General features: G+C 62.3%; 13 protein-coding genes. All 13 read right to left on the reverse strand.

The annotated features are described in order from the left end of the window. Window positions 1–63 precede the first annotated feature (63 nt). The 13 genes from KDW96_RS01805 to glyA all read right to left on the reverse strand — a co-directional run bounded on the left by KDW96_RS01805 (window position 64) and on the right by glyA (window position 14,660). Entirely contained in the window at window positions 64–420 is a 357-nt protein-coding gene (locus tag KDW96_RS01805) for a MerR family transcriptional regulator (protein WP_208709890.1), read from the reverse strand. Next, window positions 401–703, reverse strand: a complete 303-nt coding sequence (ihfA, locus tag KDW96_RS01810) for an integration host factor subunit alpha (RefSeq protein ID WP_003243414.1) — start codon at window positions 701–703, stop codon at window positions 401–403. The genes KDW96_RS01805 and ihfA overlap by 20 nt, the downstream gene beginning before the upstream one ends. A 3-nt stretch (window positions 704–706) precedes the next feature. Further along, window positions 707–3,085, reverse strand: coding sequence for a phenylalanine--tRNA ligase subunit beta (pheT, locus tag KDW96_RS01815; protein ID WP_255838691.1), 2,379 nt, complete (start codon window positions 3,083–3,085; stop codon window positions 707–709). Between the two features lie 39 nt (window positions 3,086–3,124). Further along, on the reverse strand, window positions 3,125–4,141 hold the full coding sequence (gene pheS / locus KDW96_RS01820; RefSeq protein ID WP_255838692.1) for a phenylalanine--tRNA ligase subunit alpha: 1,017 nt from the start codon (window positions 4,139–4,141) through the stop codon (window positions 3,125–3,127). Between the two features lie 95 nt (window positions 4,142–4,236). After that, on the reverse strand, window positions 4,237–4,593 hold the full coding sequence (gene rplT / locus KDW96_RS01825; protein ID WP_058069470.1) for a 50S ribosomal protein L20: 357 nt from the start codon (window positions 4,591–4,593) through the stop codon (window positions 4,237–4,239). Window positions 4,594–4,621: 28 nt separating this feature from the next. Continuing rightward, complete coding sequence (gene rpmI / locus KDW96_RS01830; protein WP_009394045.1) at window positions 4,622–4,816, reverse strand: 50S ribosomal protein L35; 195 nt, start codon at window positions 4,814–4,816, stop codon at window positions 4,622–4,624. A gap of 60 nt (window positions 4,817–4,876) precedes the next feature. Continuing rightward, the gene (gene infC, locus KDW96_RS01835) at window positions 4,877–5,428 is read right to left on the reverse strand and encodes a translation initiation factor IF-3 (protein ID WP_255840609.1); all 552 of its coding nucleotides are present in this window, start codon (window positions 5,426–5,428) and stop codon (window positions 4,877–4,879) included. Next, window positions 5,428–7,350, reverse strand: a complete 1,923-nt coding sequence (gene thrS / locus KDW96_RS01840) for a threonine--tRNA ligase (protein ID WP_255840610.1) — start codon at window positions 7,348–7,350, stop codon at window positions 5,428–5,430. Before thrS ends, infC begins: the two co-directional genes overlap by 1 nt. A gap of 583 nt (window positions 7,351–7,933) precedes the next feature. Next, window positions 7,934–8,563, reverse strand: a complete 630-nt coding sequence (locus KDW96_RS01845; RefSeq protein WP_255838693.1) for a sarcosine oxidase subunit gamma — start codon at window positions 8,561–8,563, stop codon at window positions 7,934–7,936. 74 nt (window positions 8,564–8,637) lie between these two features. Continuing rightward, entirely contained in the window at window positions 8,638–11,670 is a 3,033-nt protein-coding gene (locus KDW96_RS01850) for a sarcosine oxidase subunit alpha (RefSeq protein WP_255838694.1), read from the reverse strand. Next, window positions 11,667–11,996, reverse strand: a complete 330-nt coding sequence (locus KDW96_RS01855) for a sarcosine oxidase subunit delta (protein WP_255838695.1) — start codon at window positions 11,994–11,996, stop codon at window positions 11,667–11,669. Before KDW96_RS01855 ends, KDW96_RS01850 begins: the two co-directional genes overlap by 4 nt. A 15-nt stretch (window positions 11,997–12,011) precedes the next feature. Beyond that, window positions 12,012–13,262, reverse strand: a complete 1,251-nt coding sequence (locus KDW96_RS01860; protein WP_255838696.1) for a sarcosine oxidase subunit beta family protein — start codon at window positions 13,260–13,262, stop codon at window positions 12,012–12,014. Window positions 13,263–13,406: 144 nt separating this feature from the next. Then, complete coding sequence (glyA, locus tag KDW96_RS01865; protein WP_255838697.1) at window positions 13,407–14,660, reverse strand: serine hydroxymethyltransferase; 1,254 nt, start codon at window positions 14,658–14,660, stop codon at window positions 13,407–13,409. Between the last annotated feature and the right edge of the window lie 324 nt (window positions 14,661–14,984).

Raw genomic sequence — 14,984 nt, forward strand, 5'->3', positions numbered from 1 at the left:
CTCGAAAACGCCGCGAACTATACACTAAGCTTCTGAAATATGGAAACTTTTTTGAATCGTTCGCTATTTTCGAAGGACCATCAGGACATCTTCCAACTCAGTGATCATCTGCTTGATCAATTGCTTGTACTGAGTGGTGTCATCCCTGGCTTCATCGCCGGAGAGGCGCTGCCGCGCCCCGCCAATGGTAAAGCCCTGGTCGTACAACAGCGCGCGAATCTGGCGGATCATCAGCACATCCTGTCGCTGATAATAACGCCGATTTCCGCGACGCTTGACCGGGTTGAGCTGGGGGAACTCCTGCTCCCAATAGCGCAGGACGTGCGGCTTTACCGCACAGAGCTCGCTAACCTCGCCGATCGTGAAATACCGCTTGCCGGGTATGGCAGGTAATTCGTCGTTATGACTTGGTTCCAGCATAAGCCTCGACCCTGGCTTTAAGTTTCTGGCCTGGACGGAAAGTCACCACACGGCGTGCCGTGATCGGAATTTCCTCTCCCGTTTTTGGATTACGACCGGGGCGCTGACGCTTATCGCGCAGATCGAAGTTGCCGAACCCCGAGAGCTTGACCTGCTCGTTGAGTTCCAGCGCTTGGCGGATCTCTTCGAAGAACAGTTCGACCAACTCCTTGGCTTCCCGTTTATTCAGGCCTAGCTCTTCATACAGACGTTCCGCCATTTCAGCTTTCGTCAGAGCCCCCATACGCTACTTCCTTAACGTGGCGTTGAACCTTTGTTCCAGGGAGGTGAGGATGTTCTGCGTTGTGGTTCCCACCTCGTCATCATTAAGAGTGCGCGATGGATGCTGCCAGGTCAAGCCGACGGCAAGGCTTTTTCTATGCGGATCAATACCTTTACCGTGATACACGTCAAATAGCCTGAGGTCGGTCAGCCACTCTCCGGCGGCCTCCCGTATGGCTGACAACAGCGCTTCGGCCGGCACCTCGCGATCCACCAGCAGCGCAAGGTCGCGGCGTACCTCGGGGAATCGCGACAGCTCACGGAACGCGGGCAGCCGCCCTTCGATGACTTCGCTCAACAGTAGCTCGAACAGGTAGACCGGCTGATCGAGCCCCAGCGTCTTGGCCAATTCAGGGTGAATCGCACCGACGAAGCCGACCAGGCGCCCTTCGCGCTCGATGCGCGCAGTTTGCCCCGGATGTAATGCGGGGTGCTCACCCGGCACGAAACTGAAGCAATCCGCCGCACCCGCGCTGGCGAGCAGCGCCTCAACATCGGCCTTGACGTCATAGAAGTCGACGCCATCGCGACCGTGCGCCCAGCCTTCTGGCAGGCGACTGCCAGCTACGACCCCGGCCAGCATGGCCTCCTGCTTCAAATCCGCCAATTGGCCAACGAAGCGCAGGCCGCTCTCGAACAGGCGCACACGCGACTGCTGGCGATTGAGGTTGTGCTCCAGCGCCTTGACCAGGCCCGGCCACAGCGACGAACGCATGGCGGCCATGTCAGTGGAGATGGGATTGGCCAACATCAAGGGCTCAACGCCCGGATTGAACAGCTCGAACTGCTTTGGATCGATGAAGCTGTAGGTGATCGCCTCCTGATAACCGCGCGCCACCAGCAGTCGACGCAGCGCGGGCAGTTCGACCGCCGCTTCCGTCTTGGCCTGTGGCGCCAGGCGCGCCTGCGGATAACGCACTGGCAAACGGTTGTACCCGTAAAGACGGCCCAGTTCTTCGATCAGGTCCACTTCCAGGCTGATGTCGAAGCGATGGCTGGGTACTTCAACCCGCCACTGCCCATCGCCGCTGGCGCTAACGCTTAGGCCAAGGGCGCTCAGCATCCGCTCGACTTCGGCGTCGTCCATCTTCAGCCCAAGCATCTGCTCGATGCGCTCGGCACGCAGAGTAACAGGCGCCACGTTCGGCAGTTGCGCCGCATCGACCACCTCGATAACCGGCCCCGCCTCACCGCCGACGATCTCCAGCAGCAGAGCGGTCGCCCGCTCCATGGCCTCGCGCGCCAGTTGCCAGTCCACGCCACGTTCGAAGCGGTGCGATGAATCGGTATGCAGCCCGTAGGAACGCGCCTTGCCGGCAATCGCAATGGTGTCGAAGAAGGCACTTTCCAGGAACAGATCGCGGGTTTTCGCGCTGACCCCGCTGTGCTCACCGCCCATTACGCCGGCGATCGCCAGGGCGCGCTGGTGGTCAGCGATGACCAGGGTATCGGCACGCAGGCTGACTTCCTGGCCGTCGAGCAGGACCAGCTTCTCGCCCTCCTCGGCCATGCGCACGCGAATACCTTCCTTGATTTCCGCCAGGTCGAAAGCATGCATCGGCTGGCCAAGTTCGAGCATCACATAGTTGGTGACGTCGACGGCGGCATCGATGCTGCGCACGTCGGCACGGCGCAGACGCTCGACCATCCACAGCGGCGTCGGCCGGGACAGGTCGACATTGCGCACTACCCGCCCCAGGTAACGCGGACAGGCCTGGGTGGACAGCACCTCGACTGGGCGCACCTCATCGTGGCTGGCCGCCACGGCAGCAATCTGCGGACGAGCGACGGGCGCACCGTACAGCGCGCTAACCTCGCGAGCCAAGCCGGCCAACGACAGGCAGTCGCCACGGTTCGGAGTCAGATCGACTTCGATGCTGGCGTCATCCAGCTCCAGATAGGCGCGGATATCCTGACCCACCGGCGCGTCGCCAGGCAGCTCCATGAGGCCGTCATTATCGTCGCTGATCTGCAACTCTGAGGCCGAGCAGAGCATGCCGTTGGACTCGACACCACGCAGCTTGGCTTTCTTGATCTTGAAATCACCCGGCAGCTCGGCGCCGATCATGGCGAACGGAATCTTCAGGCCAGGGCGCACGTTCGGCGCACCACAAACCACCTGAAAGGTCTCGGCACCGTTGCTGACCTGGCAGACGCGCAGCTTGTCGGCATCCGGATGCTGCTCGGTGGCCAGCACCTCGCCCACCACGATCCCACTGAAGGCACCAGCGGCCGGCGTTACGCTGTCGACCTCGAGACCGGCCATGGAAAGGCGCGCCACCAGTTCATCGCGGGAAACCTGCGGGTTTACCCAGGTGCGCAGCCATTGTTCACTGAATTTCATCCTGCTCTCCTAAAACAATTCGGTTACGGTCGTGCGGCTCTAGCGAAATTGCGCCAGGAATCGCAGGTCGTTATCGAAGAACAGGCGCAAGTCGTTGACGCCGTAACGCAGCATGGCGAGACGCTCTACACCCATGCCGAAGGCAAAACCCTGGTACTTCTCGGGGTCAATGCCGGACATGCGCAGCACGTTCGGGTGAACCATGCCGCAGCCCATCACTTCAAGCCAGCCGGTCTGCTTGCACACGCGGCAGCCCTTGCCGCTGCACATCACGCACTGCATGTCGACTTCGGCCGATGGCTCCGTGAAGGGGAAGAACGACGGGCGAAAGCGCACGCCCAGTGGCTTTTCGAAGAACACCCGCAGGAACTCCTCGATGGTGCCCTTGAGGTCGGCGAAGCTGACGCCCTCATCGACCAACAGGCCTTCGACCTGATGGAACATCGGCGAGTGGGTGATATCGGAATCGCAGCGATAAACACGCCCCGGGCAGACGATGCGGATCGGCGGCTGCTGCGACTCCATGGTGCGCACCTGTACCGGCGAGGTATGGGTACGCAGCAGCATGTTCGCGTTGAAGTAGAAGGTGTCATGCATCGCCCGCGCCGGGTGGTGGCCGGGGATATTGAGCGCCTCAAAGTTGTGATAGTCGTTTTCCACCTCGGGGCCTTCGGCGATGCCGTAGCCTATCCGAGTGAAGAATTGCTCGACCCGTTCAAGAGTCCGGGTGACCGGATGCAGACCGCCAGAGGCCTGGCCGCGGCCCGGCAGGGTCACGTCGATGCGCTCGGCGGCCAGCTTGGCGCTCAGCGCGGCCTGCTCGAGTGCCGCCTTGCGGGTGTTCAGCGCGTCCTGGACCCGATCCTTGGCCGCGTTGATCAAAGCACCGGCTTGCGGACGCTCTTCCGCCGACAGGTTGCCCAGGGTCTTCATCACCTGGGTCAGCTCGCCCTTCTTGCCCAGATAGTGAACCCGCAGTTGCTCCAGGGCGTTCACATCGTCGGTGTGGCTAACGGCCTCAAGCGCTTGCGAGACCAGCACATCCAGATTTTCCATTTACAGACTCCAGATACGAAATAGGGGAAGAGCTTGAAGGCTCTTCCCCTATTGGTGACGTTTAGCACCGGGCAAGCCCGGTGATTGTCGGGGACTTAAGCCAGTACGGCTTTCGCTTTCTCGACAATCGCAGCAAACGCCGCTTTTTCGTTCACTGCCAGATCAGCCAGAACCTTACGGTCGATCTCGATGGACGCTTTTTTCAGGCCAGCGATCAGACGGCTGTAGGACAGACCGTTGACACGCGCACCAGCGTTGATACGAGCGATCCACAGGGCACGGAACTGACGCTTGCGCTGACGGCGGTCGCGGTAGGCGTACTGGCCTGCCTTGATCACTGCCTGCTTGGCGACGCGGAATACGCGCGAACGCGCACCGTAGTAGCCTTTAGCGAGTTTCAGAATTTTTTTGTGACGCTTGCGAGCGATAACGCCGCGCTTTACACGAGCCATGAGTAATTTCCTCTAAATCTTGACCGAATTAACGAACGCGCAGCATGCGCTCCACTTTTGCCACGTCAGACGGGTGCAGCAAGCTGCTACCACGCAGTTGACGCTTACGCTTGGTGGACATTTTGGTCAGGATGTGGCTCTTGAAAGCGTGCTTGTGCTTGAAGCCGGAAGCGGTTTTCAAAAAACGCTTCGCTGCACCGCTCTTGGTTTTCATCTTTGGCATGTTCGGATACTCCGCATTCAGTTGATAAACATAACCGCAAGGCCTGCCGTGCCCTGGAGGTTACTTCTTCTTTTTGGGGGCGATGACCATTATCAGCTGGCGTCCTTCCATCTTTGGATGCTGTTCAACCGAGCCGTATTCGGCGAGGTCGTTTTCGACCCGCTTCAACAACTCCATGCCCAGCTCCTGATGCGCCATCTCACGGCCACGGAATCGCAAGGATACCTTGGCCCTGTCCCCCTCACTAAGGAAACGTACCAGGTTGCGTAGTTTTACCTGGTAATCCCCTTCCTCCGTCCCTGGACGAAACTTGATTTCTTTGATCTGGACTTGCTTCTGATTCTTCTTCGCCGCAGCAACCTGCTTCTTCTTTTCGAACAGGTGCTTGCCGTAGTCCATGATCCGGCAAACCGGAGGCACGGCATCGGCGGAAATTTCCACCAGATCTAGCTTGGCTTCTTCAGCCGCGCTAAGCGCTTCTTCAATAGAGACGATGCCAATCTGCTCGCCATCCGCGCCAATTAACCGAACCTCGCGTGCCGAGATATTCTCGTTGATCGGGGCTTTCGGTGCAGTTCGTTTATCTTGTCTCATTTCACGCTTAATAATGATTACTCCAAATCTTGGCGACCACGCCGGGAAACCGCCTGCGCGAGGAAATCAGCGAATTGGGCGACGGGCATGGAGCCCAGGTCAGCACCTTCGCGGGTACGCACGGCGACAGTTTGCGTCTCAACCTCCCGATCTCCAATAACCAAGAGATAGGGAACCTTGAGCAAAGTATGCTCGCGGATTTTAAAGCCGATTTTTTCGTTTCTCAAGTCAGACTTGGCACGAAAACCGCTTTGAGCCAGAGTTTTTTCGACTTCGAGGGCAAATTCGGCCTGTTTGTCGGTGATATTCATCACCACCGCCTGAGTCGGCGCCAGCCACGCCGGGAACGCACCTTCGTAGTGCTCGATCAGAATACCGATGAAGCGCTCGAACGAACCCAGGATGGCACGGTGCAGCATCACCGGATGCTTGCGACTGTTGTCCTCGCTGACGAATTCCGCCCCCAGACGGACCGGCAGGTTGAAATCGAGCTGCAGGGTACCACACTGCCAGACCCTACCGAGACAGTCTTTCAGCGAGAACTCGATCTTCGGCCCGTAAAAGGCGCCCTCCCCCGGCTGCAGGTCATAAGGCAGTCCGGCGCTATCCAGGGCAGCAGCCAGCGCCGCCTCGGCGCGATCCCAGAGCTCGTCGGAGCCCACACGCTTTTCCGGACGAGTCGACAGCTTGAGCTGGATATCCGAGAAACCGAAGTCGGCGTAGACCGACTGGGTCAGCCTGATGAAGTCCGCCGATTCGGCCTGCATCTGCTCTTCGGTGCAGAAGATGTGCGCATCGTCCTGCGTGAAGCCACGCACTCGCATGATGCCGTGCAGCGCACCGGACGGCTCGTTGCGGTGACAGGCGCCAAACTCGGCCAGACGCATCGGCAGCTCGCGGTAGCTCTTCAAGCCCTGATTGAACACCTGCACGTGGCAGGGGCAGTTCATCGGCTTGATCGCGTAATCGCGGCTTTCCGACTCGGTGGTGAACATGTTCTCGGCGTAGTTGGCCCAGTGCCCGGACTTCTCCCACAGCGAGCGGTCGACCACCTGCGGCGTCTTGATTTCCAGGTAACCGTGCTCGCGCTGCACCTTACGCATGTACTGCTCGAGCACCTGGTAGAGCGTCCAGCCATTCGGGTGCCAGAACACCATGCCCGGCGCTTCTTCTTGGGTATGGAACAGATTCAGGCGCTTGCCGATCTTGCGATGATCGCGCTTCTCGGCTTCCTCGATGCGCTGGATATAGGCCGCCAACTGCTTCTTGTCAGCCCAGGCCGTGCCATAAACGCGCTGCAGCTGCTCGTTCTTGGCGTCACCGCGCCAATAGGCGCCGGACAACTTGGTCAGCTTGAACGATTTGAGGAAACGGGTATTCGGCACGTGCGGGCCACGGCACATGTCGACGTATTCTTCGTGGTAGTACAGACCCATGGCCTGCTCGTCCGGCATATCCTCGACCAGGCGCAGCTTGTAATCCTCGTCACGCGACTTGAAGACCTCGATGACCTCGGCGCGCGGCGTGACCTTCTTGATGACGTCGTAGTCCTTCTCGATCAGCTGCTGCATGCGCTGCTCGATGGCGGCCACGTCATCCGGCGTGAAGGGACGCTCGTAGGCGATGTCGTAGTAGAAGCCTTCCTCAATGACCGGACCGATCACCATCTTCGCCGTCGGAAACAGCTGCTTGACCGCATGACCGATCAAGTGCGCGCAAGAGTGGCGGATGATCTCCAGCCCCTCTTCGTCCTTCGGGGTAATGATCTGCAGGGTCGCGTCAGCGGTGATCGGGTCGCACGCATCGACCAGCTTGCCATCGACCTTACCGGCCACGGTGGCCTTGGCCAGACCCGCACCAATGGATTGCGCCACCTCGGCCACGGTGACCGGGTGATCGAACGAACGCTGACTGCCGTCGGGAAGAGTAATGATGGGCATGGCGCCTCCTCTCCTAGTGGTGACCTCTACCAAAGGCCACGTGGGTTGGGATGAGCCAGTAAGCGATCCGGCGGTATACCTGCCTTACAGTGACAGGAGCTCTCGAGCCAACCGAAACCGAACCAGAGTCACTGGAGGTCTGTGCATAACGGAAAAAGGGATGCTTCCAGAAAGCCTTCTAGCTGGCAAGCCGCCCAATAAAAAAGGGTCGCATCAGCGACCCTTTTTATCGAATTTGGCAGGCACAGTTGGCTTCAAACCAACGCCCCCACCCTGTCAAGGTGACGGCTAGCAGTGCCTAACCTTCTGATTCCAAAGAGAAAGGGTGTCTCTATGAGCATCACGAAAGCGCGCACTCTACCATAAAAGAATCAATAACTTAGCATTGTATTTTCGTACAGCAGTCAGGCGATTTAGCCGCCCGCCAAGATCGATTCTTCAGACCGCATAGCCCTTGCACACCTGCTCCTTACCATGCCCCCAGGCCGCAGGAGCGGACGCCCACCATCACAATCAAGCCGTACTTCTGCTCATTGGGTTTGGCAGGCGCCCTTGCTCAAGGCACGGCGCAGGACAGGACCGCTTAAGCCTTTACCGCCAGACCGAACTCGGCGCACGCATCCTGCAACCATAGCCAGATGTAGTCGGCGAAGCTGCGGCGCACCAGCAGCTCCCAGGTGTCTTCGCCGGTGTGGCGGATCACCAGCTGGGATTTGGCGAAGACGGTGCCAACCGCCTTGCCCACCGGGAAGTTGCGCGGGTGCACGTCGTAGGACGTCGACTTCATCAGCAGCTCGCGGACCTTGGGACCGCTCAGCTCGACAATGGTCTGGCCGCCACTGACGTTGACCACCTGGTGGTGGTGCCCGGCCAGGCCGGCACGCAGCTTGCGCTCCACCTCGAACTCGGAGCCACCGGGCACTACCAGCAACCACTCGTCCGGACCGAGCCACTGCAATGAGGTTTCGTCGCGACTGACCAGGGTCAGCGCGCTCGGCAGCTCTAGACCGAGTGCCTTGTGCACGGCAGCGGAGAACGCGGGATCGTGGCCGTCGCCGCGCAGGATCAGGTGGCCGAGCAGTTTCTTCTCGCGCAGGGTCACCCCGGCGCTGCTCTTGCCCTTGCGTGCCAGCTCGTCGAGACCGGCGTGGAACAGCGGGGATTCGGCCTGGCCGGCATCGGGGCGCTGCTTGTAGATGTTGAATGCTGTCATCTCGTTAACCTTCGAGGTTGCCTGGTTGACCTCCAGGGCCAGCTCGCCAGCGCCTGGAGGTGAATGCTGAAGCCTCAGATGTTCTGCCGTTCGCCCTTCGGGTCTAGGAACACCGCACTGACGATCTCCGCCTCGATCACGCTGCCATCGACCAGCGGCGCGAACACCCGCTCGCCCAGGCGCTTGAGACCGCCCTTGACCAGCGCCATGGCGAAGCTATGGCCCATGCAGCTGCTGAAGTAGCTGGAGGTCACGTGGCCGACCATGCTCATCGGTACCGGCTGCTTCGGGTCAAACACCAGTTGCGCGCCTTCCGGCAACACCTTGCGCGAATCGAGCGGCTTGAGGCCGACCAGCTGCTTGCGGTCCTCGCGCCGGCAGTCCTCGCGGTTCATGCCGCGCCAGCCGATCCAGGAGAACGGCTTGTTGCGACCGACGCACCAGCCCATGTTCAGGTCGTCCGGGGTGACCGAACCGTCGGTGTCCTGACCGATGATGATGAAGCCCTTCTCGGCCCGCAGCACGTGCATGGTCTCGGTGCCGTAGGGGGTCAGGTTGTACTTCTTGCCCGCCTCGGCGATCTGCTCCAGCACGCCGATGGCGTAGTCGGCCTGGACGTTGACCTCATAGCTCAGCTCGCCGGTGAAGGAGATGCGGAACACCCGGGCCGGCACACCGCCGACCTTGCCTTCCTTCCAGGTCATGAAGGGGAAGGCGTCCTTGTCCAGGTCGATGTCGGTGACCTCGGCCAGCAGCTTGCGGCTGTTGGGGCCGGACAGGGTCAGGGTGGCCCAGTGGTCGGTGACCGAGGTGAAGTACACCTTCAGCTCCGGCCACTCGGTCTGGTGGTAGATCTCCAGCCATTCCATCACCCGACCGGCGCCGCCGGTGGTGGTGGTCATGACGAAATGGTTGTCGGCCAGGCAGGCGGTGACACCGTCGTCGAAGACCATGCCGTCTTCCTTGCACATCAGGCCGTAGCGCGCCTTGCCCACATCCAGTTTGGTCCAGGCGTTGGTATACACACGGTTGAGGAACTCGCGCGCATCCGGGCCCTGGATGTCGATCTTGCCCAGGGTCGAGGCATCGAGGATGCCGACGCTGTCGCGCACGGCCTTGCACTCGCGGCCGACTGCCGCGTGCATGTCCTCGCCCCGCTTGGGGAAATACCAGGGGCGCTTCCACTGGCCGACGTCCTCGAACTCGGCGCCGTTCTTCAGGTGCCAGGCGTGCAGCGCGGTGTAACGCTTGGGTTCGAACAGCTCGCCACAGTGACGCCCGGCCACGGCGCCGAAGGTCACCGGGGTGTAGTTCGGGCGGAACATGGTGGTGCCCATCTCGGGGATGCTGATGCCCATGGAACGGGCGGCGATGGCCAGACCGTTGATGTTGCCCAGCTTGCCCTGGTCGGTGCCGAAGCCCAGCGCCGTGTAGCGCTTGACGTGCTCGACCGACTCGAAGCCCTCGCGGGTGGCCAGCTCGATGCCGGCCGCGGTGACGTCGTTCTGCAGGTCGACGAACTGCTTCGGCGCCCGTGCGGTGGACTTCTCATGGGGCACCTGGAACAGCGCCACACTCGCCTCCTCATGCCGCCCGAAGACTTTCGGCAACTCGCCGCCGACCGGCTTGAAGCCGACCTCCGCCGCCGCCTTGGCGCCCGCCTCGAAACCGTCGGCCAGGGCGTCGCCGAGGGCGAACACACCGTTGACCGCGCCGGCGCACAGGCGCTGCTGAAAACCTTCACCCGGCACGAACGCGAGGATGTCTTCGCGCCACACCGGACGACCGCCGAGGTGCGAGGCCAGGTGCACCACCGGGCTGTAACCACCGGAACTGGCCACCAGATCGCACTCCAGCCAGTCGCCGGAACTGATGACCTTGTGGGTCTGGGCATCGATTCGTGCCACACGGGCCGCGCTGACGCGCTTGCTGCCACGGGCCTCTATGACCGCGCTGCCGGTGATCACCCGCAGCCCCTTGGCACGCGCCTCTTCGACCCAGGCGCCGCGCGGATTGGGTCGGGCATCGGCGATGGCCACCACCTGCTGGCCGGCCTCCAACCAGTCCAGGGCCACGCGGTAGGCATAGTCGTTGGTCGTCGACAGCACCAGTTTTTTGCCAGGTGCCACGCCATAGCGGCGCACATAGGTGGACACCGCACCGGCCAGCATGTTGCCCGGCACATCGTTGTTGGCGTACACCAGCGGGCGCTCGTGGGCGCCGGTGGCCAGGACCACGCGCTTGGCACGCACGCGGTGCATGCGCTGACGCGTGACTCTTTGTCCAAGCGGGCCCATGGGCGCGACTTCGCCGAGGTGGTCGGTCAGGCGCTGGTGAATGGTGAGGAAGTTGTGGTCGTGGTAGCCGTTGACCGTGGCACGCGGCAACAGGGTCACTTCCGGCAGGCTCGAAAGCTCGGCCAGGGCCTTGGCCACCCACTCGGCGGCCGGCTTGCCATCGAGGGTCTCGCGACTGTCGAGCAGGCTGCCACCGAACTCTTCCTGCTCGTCGGCGAGGATCACCCGGGCGCCGCTGCGGCCGGCGGCCAGGGCCGCGGCCAGGCCGGCGGGGCCGGAGCCGACCACCAGCACGTCGCAGTGCTGGTTCAGGTAGTCGTAGCTGTCCGGGTCGTTTTCCCGCGGCGCACGGCCGAGGCCGGCGGCCTTGCGGATGTACTTCTCATAGGTCAGCCAGAGGTTCTGCGGGTACATGAAGGTCTTGTAGTAGAACCCCGGCGGCATCATCTTGCCGCCGACCTTGCCGAGTATCCCCATGAGGTCGGTGTTGACGTTCGGCCAGCCATTGGTGCTGGTCGCCACCAGGCCGCTGTACAGGGCTTGCTGGGTGGCACGCACGTTGGGGATCTGCGCCGCTTCGGTGGAACCGATCTGCAGCACCGCGTTCGGCTCTTCGGCGCCGGCGGCGACGATGCCGCGCGGACGCGAGTACTTGAAGCTGCGGCCGACGATGTCGACGCCGTTGGCCAGCAGCGCGGCGGCCAGGGTGTCACCGGCAAAGCCCTGGTAGGTCTCGCCGTTGAACTTGAAGCTCAGGGGCTGGCTGCGATCGATGCGCCCGCCATGGGAGAGACGATTGATCTGGCTCATACCTTATCTCCTGAGGCACGGGCGACCTGTCGAGCAGGCTTGGGCTCGCCCGTCACGCTCGGCTTTTCGCCAATCTTGTAGGTTTCGAATATTTCGTAGCTGATGGTGTCGCGCGTGGCGTTGAAGTACTGCCGGCAGCCGGCCGCATGAATCCACAATTCGTGATGGATGCCACGGTGGTTGTCGCGGAAGAACAGGTACTCGCCCCACTCCTCGTCGGTGCAGGTATTCGGATCGAGGGGACGCGGGATATGCGCCTGGCCTTTGGCGTGGAACTCCTCTTCGGAGCGCAGCTCGCCGCAATGGGGACAGAAGATGTTCAGCATGTCGGATTTCTCCTGTTAGTGGGCGACGCCGGCAGCGCCGTGCTCGTCGATCAGGGCGCCGCTGTAGAAGCGGTCCATGGCGAAGGGTTTGGCCAACGGGTGCATCTCACCCTTGGCCAGGCTCGCGGCGAAGACGTGGCCGGAGCCCGGAGTCGCCTTGAAGCCGCCGGTCCCCCAGCCGCAGTTGAAGAACAGGTTCTTCACCGGGGTCTTGCTGATGATCGGGCAGGCATCCGGACAGGTGTCGACGATGCCGCCCCACTGGCGGTTCATGCGCACCCGCGAGAGGATCGGGAACAGCTCGACGATGGCCTGCAGGGTGTGTTCGATGGTCGGGTAGGAACCGCGCTGACCGTAGCCGTTGTAGCCGTCGATGCCGGCGCCGATGACCAGGTCGCCCTTGTCCGACTGGCTGATGTAGCCATGCACGGCGTTGGACATGATCACGCTGTCGATGATCGGCTTGATCGGCTCGGACACCAGCGCCTGCAGCGGGTGGGATTCGAGCGGCAGACGGAAGCCGGCCAGCTTGGCCATGTGCCCGGAGTTACCGGCGGTGACCACGCCGACGCGCTTGCCGCCGATGAAGCCACGGGTGGTCTCGACGCCGATGCACGCGCCGTTTTCCTTGCGGAAGCCGATCACCTCGGTCTGCTGGATCAGGTCCACACCCAGGGCGTCGGCGGCGCGGGCATAGCCCCAGGCAACCGCATCGTGACGGGCCACGCCGCCGCGACGCTGCAGGGAAGCGCCCATTACCGGGTAACGGGTGTTCTTGCTGCAATCCATGAAGGGGATCAGTTCCTCGACCTGCTTGGCATTGAGCACTTCGCCGTCGATGCCGTTGAGGCGGTTGGCGCTGACCCGGCGCTCGATGTCGCGCATGTCCTGCAGGGTGTGGCCGAGGTTGAAGACGCCGCGCTGGGAGAACATGACGTTGTAGTTGATGTCCTGGGACAGGCCTTCCCACAGCTTCATGGCGTGCTCGTAGAGCTGCGCCGACTCGTCCCACAGGTAGTTGGAACGCACGATGGTGGTGTTGCGCGCGGTGTTGCCGCCGCCCAGCCAGCCCTTCTCGATGACCGCGACGTTCTTCACGCCGAACGCTTTGGCCAGGTAGTAGGCAGTCGCCAGACCGTGGCCGCCACCGCCGACGATGATCACGTCGTAAACCGGCTTGGGCGTGGGGTTGCGCCACATGCGCTGCCAGTTCTCATGGTGGCTGAAGGAATGCTTGAGCAGGCCGAAGCCGGAATAACGTTGCATGGGTATGCTCCTGAAATCTGTTCCCCCCAAGCCTCGCAAGAGGCGTTGGGGGGTGAGGGAAACCGGGGGGACTCTGGCGTACCTAAAATCCGCCGCTTCCCTCATCCGCCCTGCGGGCACTGCTCCCGGAGGGAAAAGGAAAACTCAGCGATAGACCGGGTAGTCCGCGCACAGGCCAGCGGCCAGCTTGGCCACCTGGGCCTCGACGTCGGCGTCGCCGAGGTGATCGAGGATGTCGCAGATCCAGCCGGCCAGGGCGACGCACTGGGCTTCCTTGAAGCCGCGGGTGGTCACCGCCGGGGTGCCGATGCGCAGGCCCGAAGTGACGAACGGCGACTGCGGGTCGTTCGGTACGGAGTTCTTGTTCACGGTGATGCCGGCACGGCCGAGGGCGGCGTCGGCGTCCTTACCGGTCAGGCCCTGCTTGATCAGGCTGAGCAGGAACAGGTGGTTGTCGGTGCCGCCGGAGACCACGTCGAAGCCGCGCTCGATGAACACCTGGGCCATGGCCTGGGCGTTCTTGATCACCTGGGCCTGGTATTCCTTGAAGCCAGGCTCCAGCGCTTCCTTGAAGCACACGGCCTTGGCGGCGATCACGTGCATCAGCGGACCGCCCTGGGCGCCGGGGAAGACCGCGGCGTTGAGCCTCTTCTCGATTTCCGGGTTGGCCTTGGCCAGGATCAGACCGCCACGGGGACCGCGCAGGGTCTTGTGGGTGGTGGTGGTGACCACGTCGGCGTAGGGCAGCGGGTTCGGGTACAGGCCGGCGGCGACCAGGCCGGCGACGTGGGCCATGTCGACGAACAGCAGGGCCCCGACCTTCTCGGCGATGGCGCGGAAACGCGGGAAGTCCAGGGTCTTGGAGTAGGCGCTGAAGCCGGCGACGATCATCTTCGGCTTGTGCTCGACGGCCAGACGCTCGACTTCGTCGTAATCGATCAGGCCGGTGGCGGTGTCCAGGCCGTACTGCACGGCGTTGTACAGCTTGCCGGAGGAGCTGACCTTGGAACCGTGGGTCAGGTGGCCGCCGTGGGCCAGGCTCATGCCCAGGATGGTATCGCCGGCCTGCAGCAGGGCCAGGTAGACGGCGCTGTTGGCCGAGGAGCCGGAGTGCGGCTGGACGTTGGCGAAATCGGCGCCGAACAGCTGCTTGGCGCGGTCGATGGCCAGCTGCTCGACCACGTCGACGTGCTCGCAACCACCGTAGTAACGCTTGCCCGGGTAGCCTTCGGCGTACTTGTTGGTCAGGCCGCTGCCCTGGGCCTGCATGACGCGCTGGCTGGTGTAGTTTTCCGAGGCGATCAGCTCGATGTGGTGCTCCTGACGCGCTTCTTCGGCGTTCATCGCCGCCAGCAGTTCGTCGTCGTAGCCTTGGATTTGATCTTGTTTGCTGAACATCGCTGATCTCCTGCGACAGAGTGAAGTCGCTCTTGTTGGTATAGGGCCGCCCTGCGCCCGAACGGGTTAACCCCCGTCCCCTGCCCCGACGCCCAAAGTGCCGTAGATGGTGCGGCTAGGCGGGACGCTGGATGGGTAGGACTTGTTGCGAAGGATTGTGCGAAATGGCCCGGGGCGCCGTTTGTTCATTTCCGACGCGAAAATGTTCGGGACGCCGGGTTACAGGTGGCGCGAAACCGATCAGTTCATCGCCCGGCAAGCCTGCCGAATAGCTCGTGCTAGAGGCCTTAGGGCGGATACTGGCAGGCGGCGGTAAAAGTGTAA

Origin of the sequence: Pseudomonas benzenivorans, from assembly GCF_024397895.1 — a bacterium.
GTDB lineage: Bacteria > Pseudomonadota > Gammaproteobacteria > Pseudomonadales > Pseudomonadaceae > Aquipseudomonas > Aquipseudomonas benzenivorans_A.

Excerpts from the sequence above, each read along its gene's own strand:
- KDW96_RS01805 (WP_208709890.1), bottom strand. The coding sequence starts at position 420 with ATGCTGGAACCAAGTCATAACGACGAATTACCTGCCATACCCGGCAAG.
- ihfA (WP_003243414.1), bottom strand. The coding sequence starts at position 703 with ATGGGGGCTCTGACGAAAGCTGAAATGGCGGAACGTCTGTATGAAGAG.
- pheT (WP_255838691.1), bottom strand. The coding sequence starts at position 3,085 with ATGAAATTCAGTGAACAATGGCTGCGCACCTGGGTAAACCCGCAGGTT.
- pheS (WP_255838692.1), bottom strand. The coding sequence starts at position 4,141 with ATGGAAAATCTGGATGTGCTGGTCTCGCAAGCGCTTGAGGCCGTTAGC.
- rplT (WP_058069470.1), bottom strand. The coding sequence starts at position 4,593 with ATGGCTCGTGTAAAGCGCGGCGTTATCGCTCGCAAGCGTCACAAAAAA.
- rpmI (WP_009394045.1), bottom strand. The coding sequence starts at position 4,816 with ATGCCAAAGATGAAAACCAAGAGCGGTGCAGCGAAGCGTTTTTTGAAA.
- thrS (WP_255840610.1), bottom strand. The coding sequence starts at position 7,350 with ATGCCCATCATTACTCTTCCCGACGGCAGTCAGCGTTCGTTCGATCAC.
- KDW96_RS01845 (WP_255838693.1), bottom strand. The coding sequence starts at position 8,563 with ATGACAGCATTCAACATCTACAAGCAGCGCCCCGATGCCGGCCAGGCC.
- KDW96_RS01850 (WP_255838694.1), bottom strand. The coding sequence starts at position 11,670 with ATGAGCCAGATCAATCGTCTCTCCCATGGCGGGCGCATCGATCGCAGC.
- KDW96_RS01855 (WP_255838695.1), bottom strand. The coding sequence starts at position 11,996 with ATGCTGAACATCTTCTGTCCCCATTGCGGCGAGCTGCGCTCCGAAGAG.
- KDW96_RS01860 (WP_255838696.1), bottom strand. The coding sequence starts at position 13,262 with ATGCAACGTTATTCCGGCTTCGGCCTGCTCAAGCATTCCTTCAGCCAC.
- glyA (WP_255838697.1), bottom strand. The coding sequence starts at position 14,660 with ATGTTCAGCAAACAAGATCAAATCCAAGGCTACGACGACGAACTGCTG.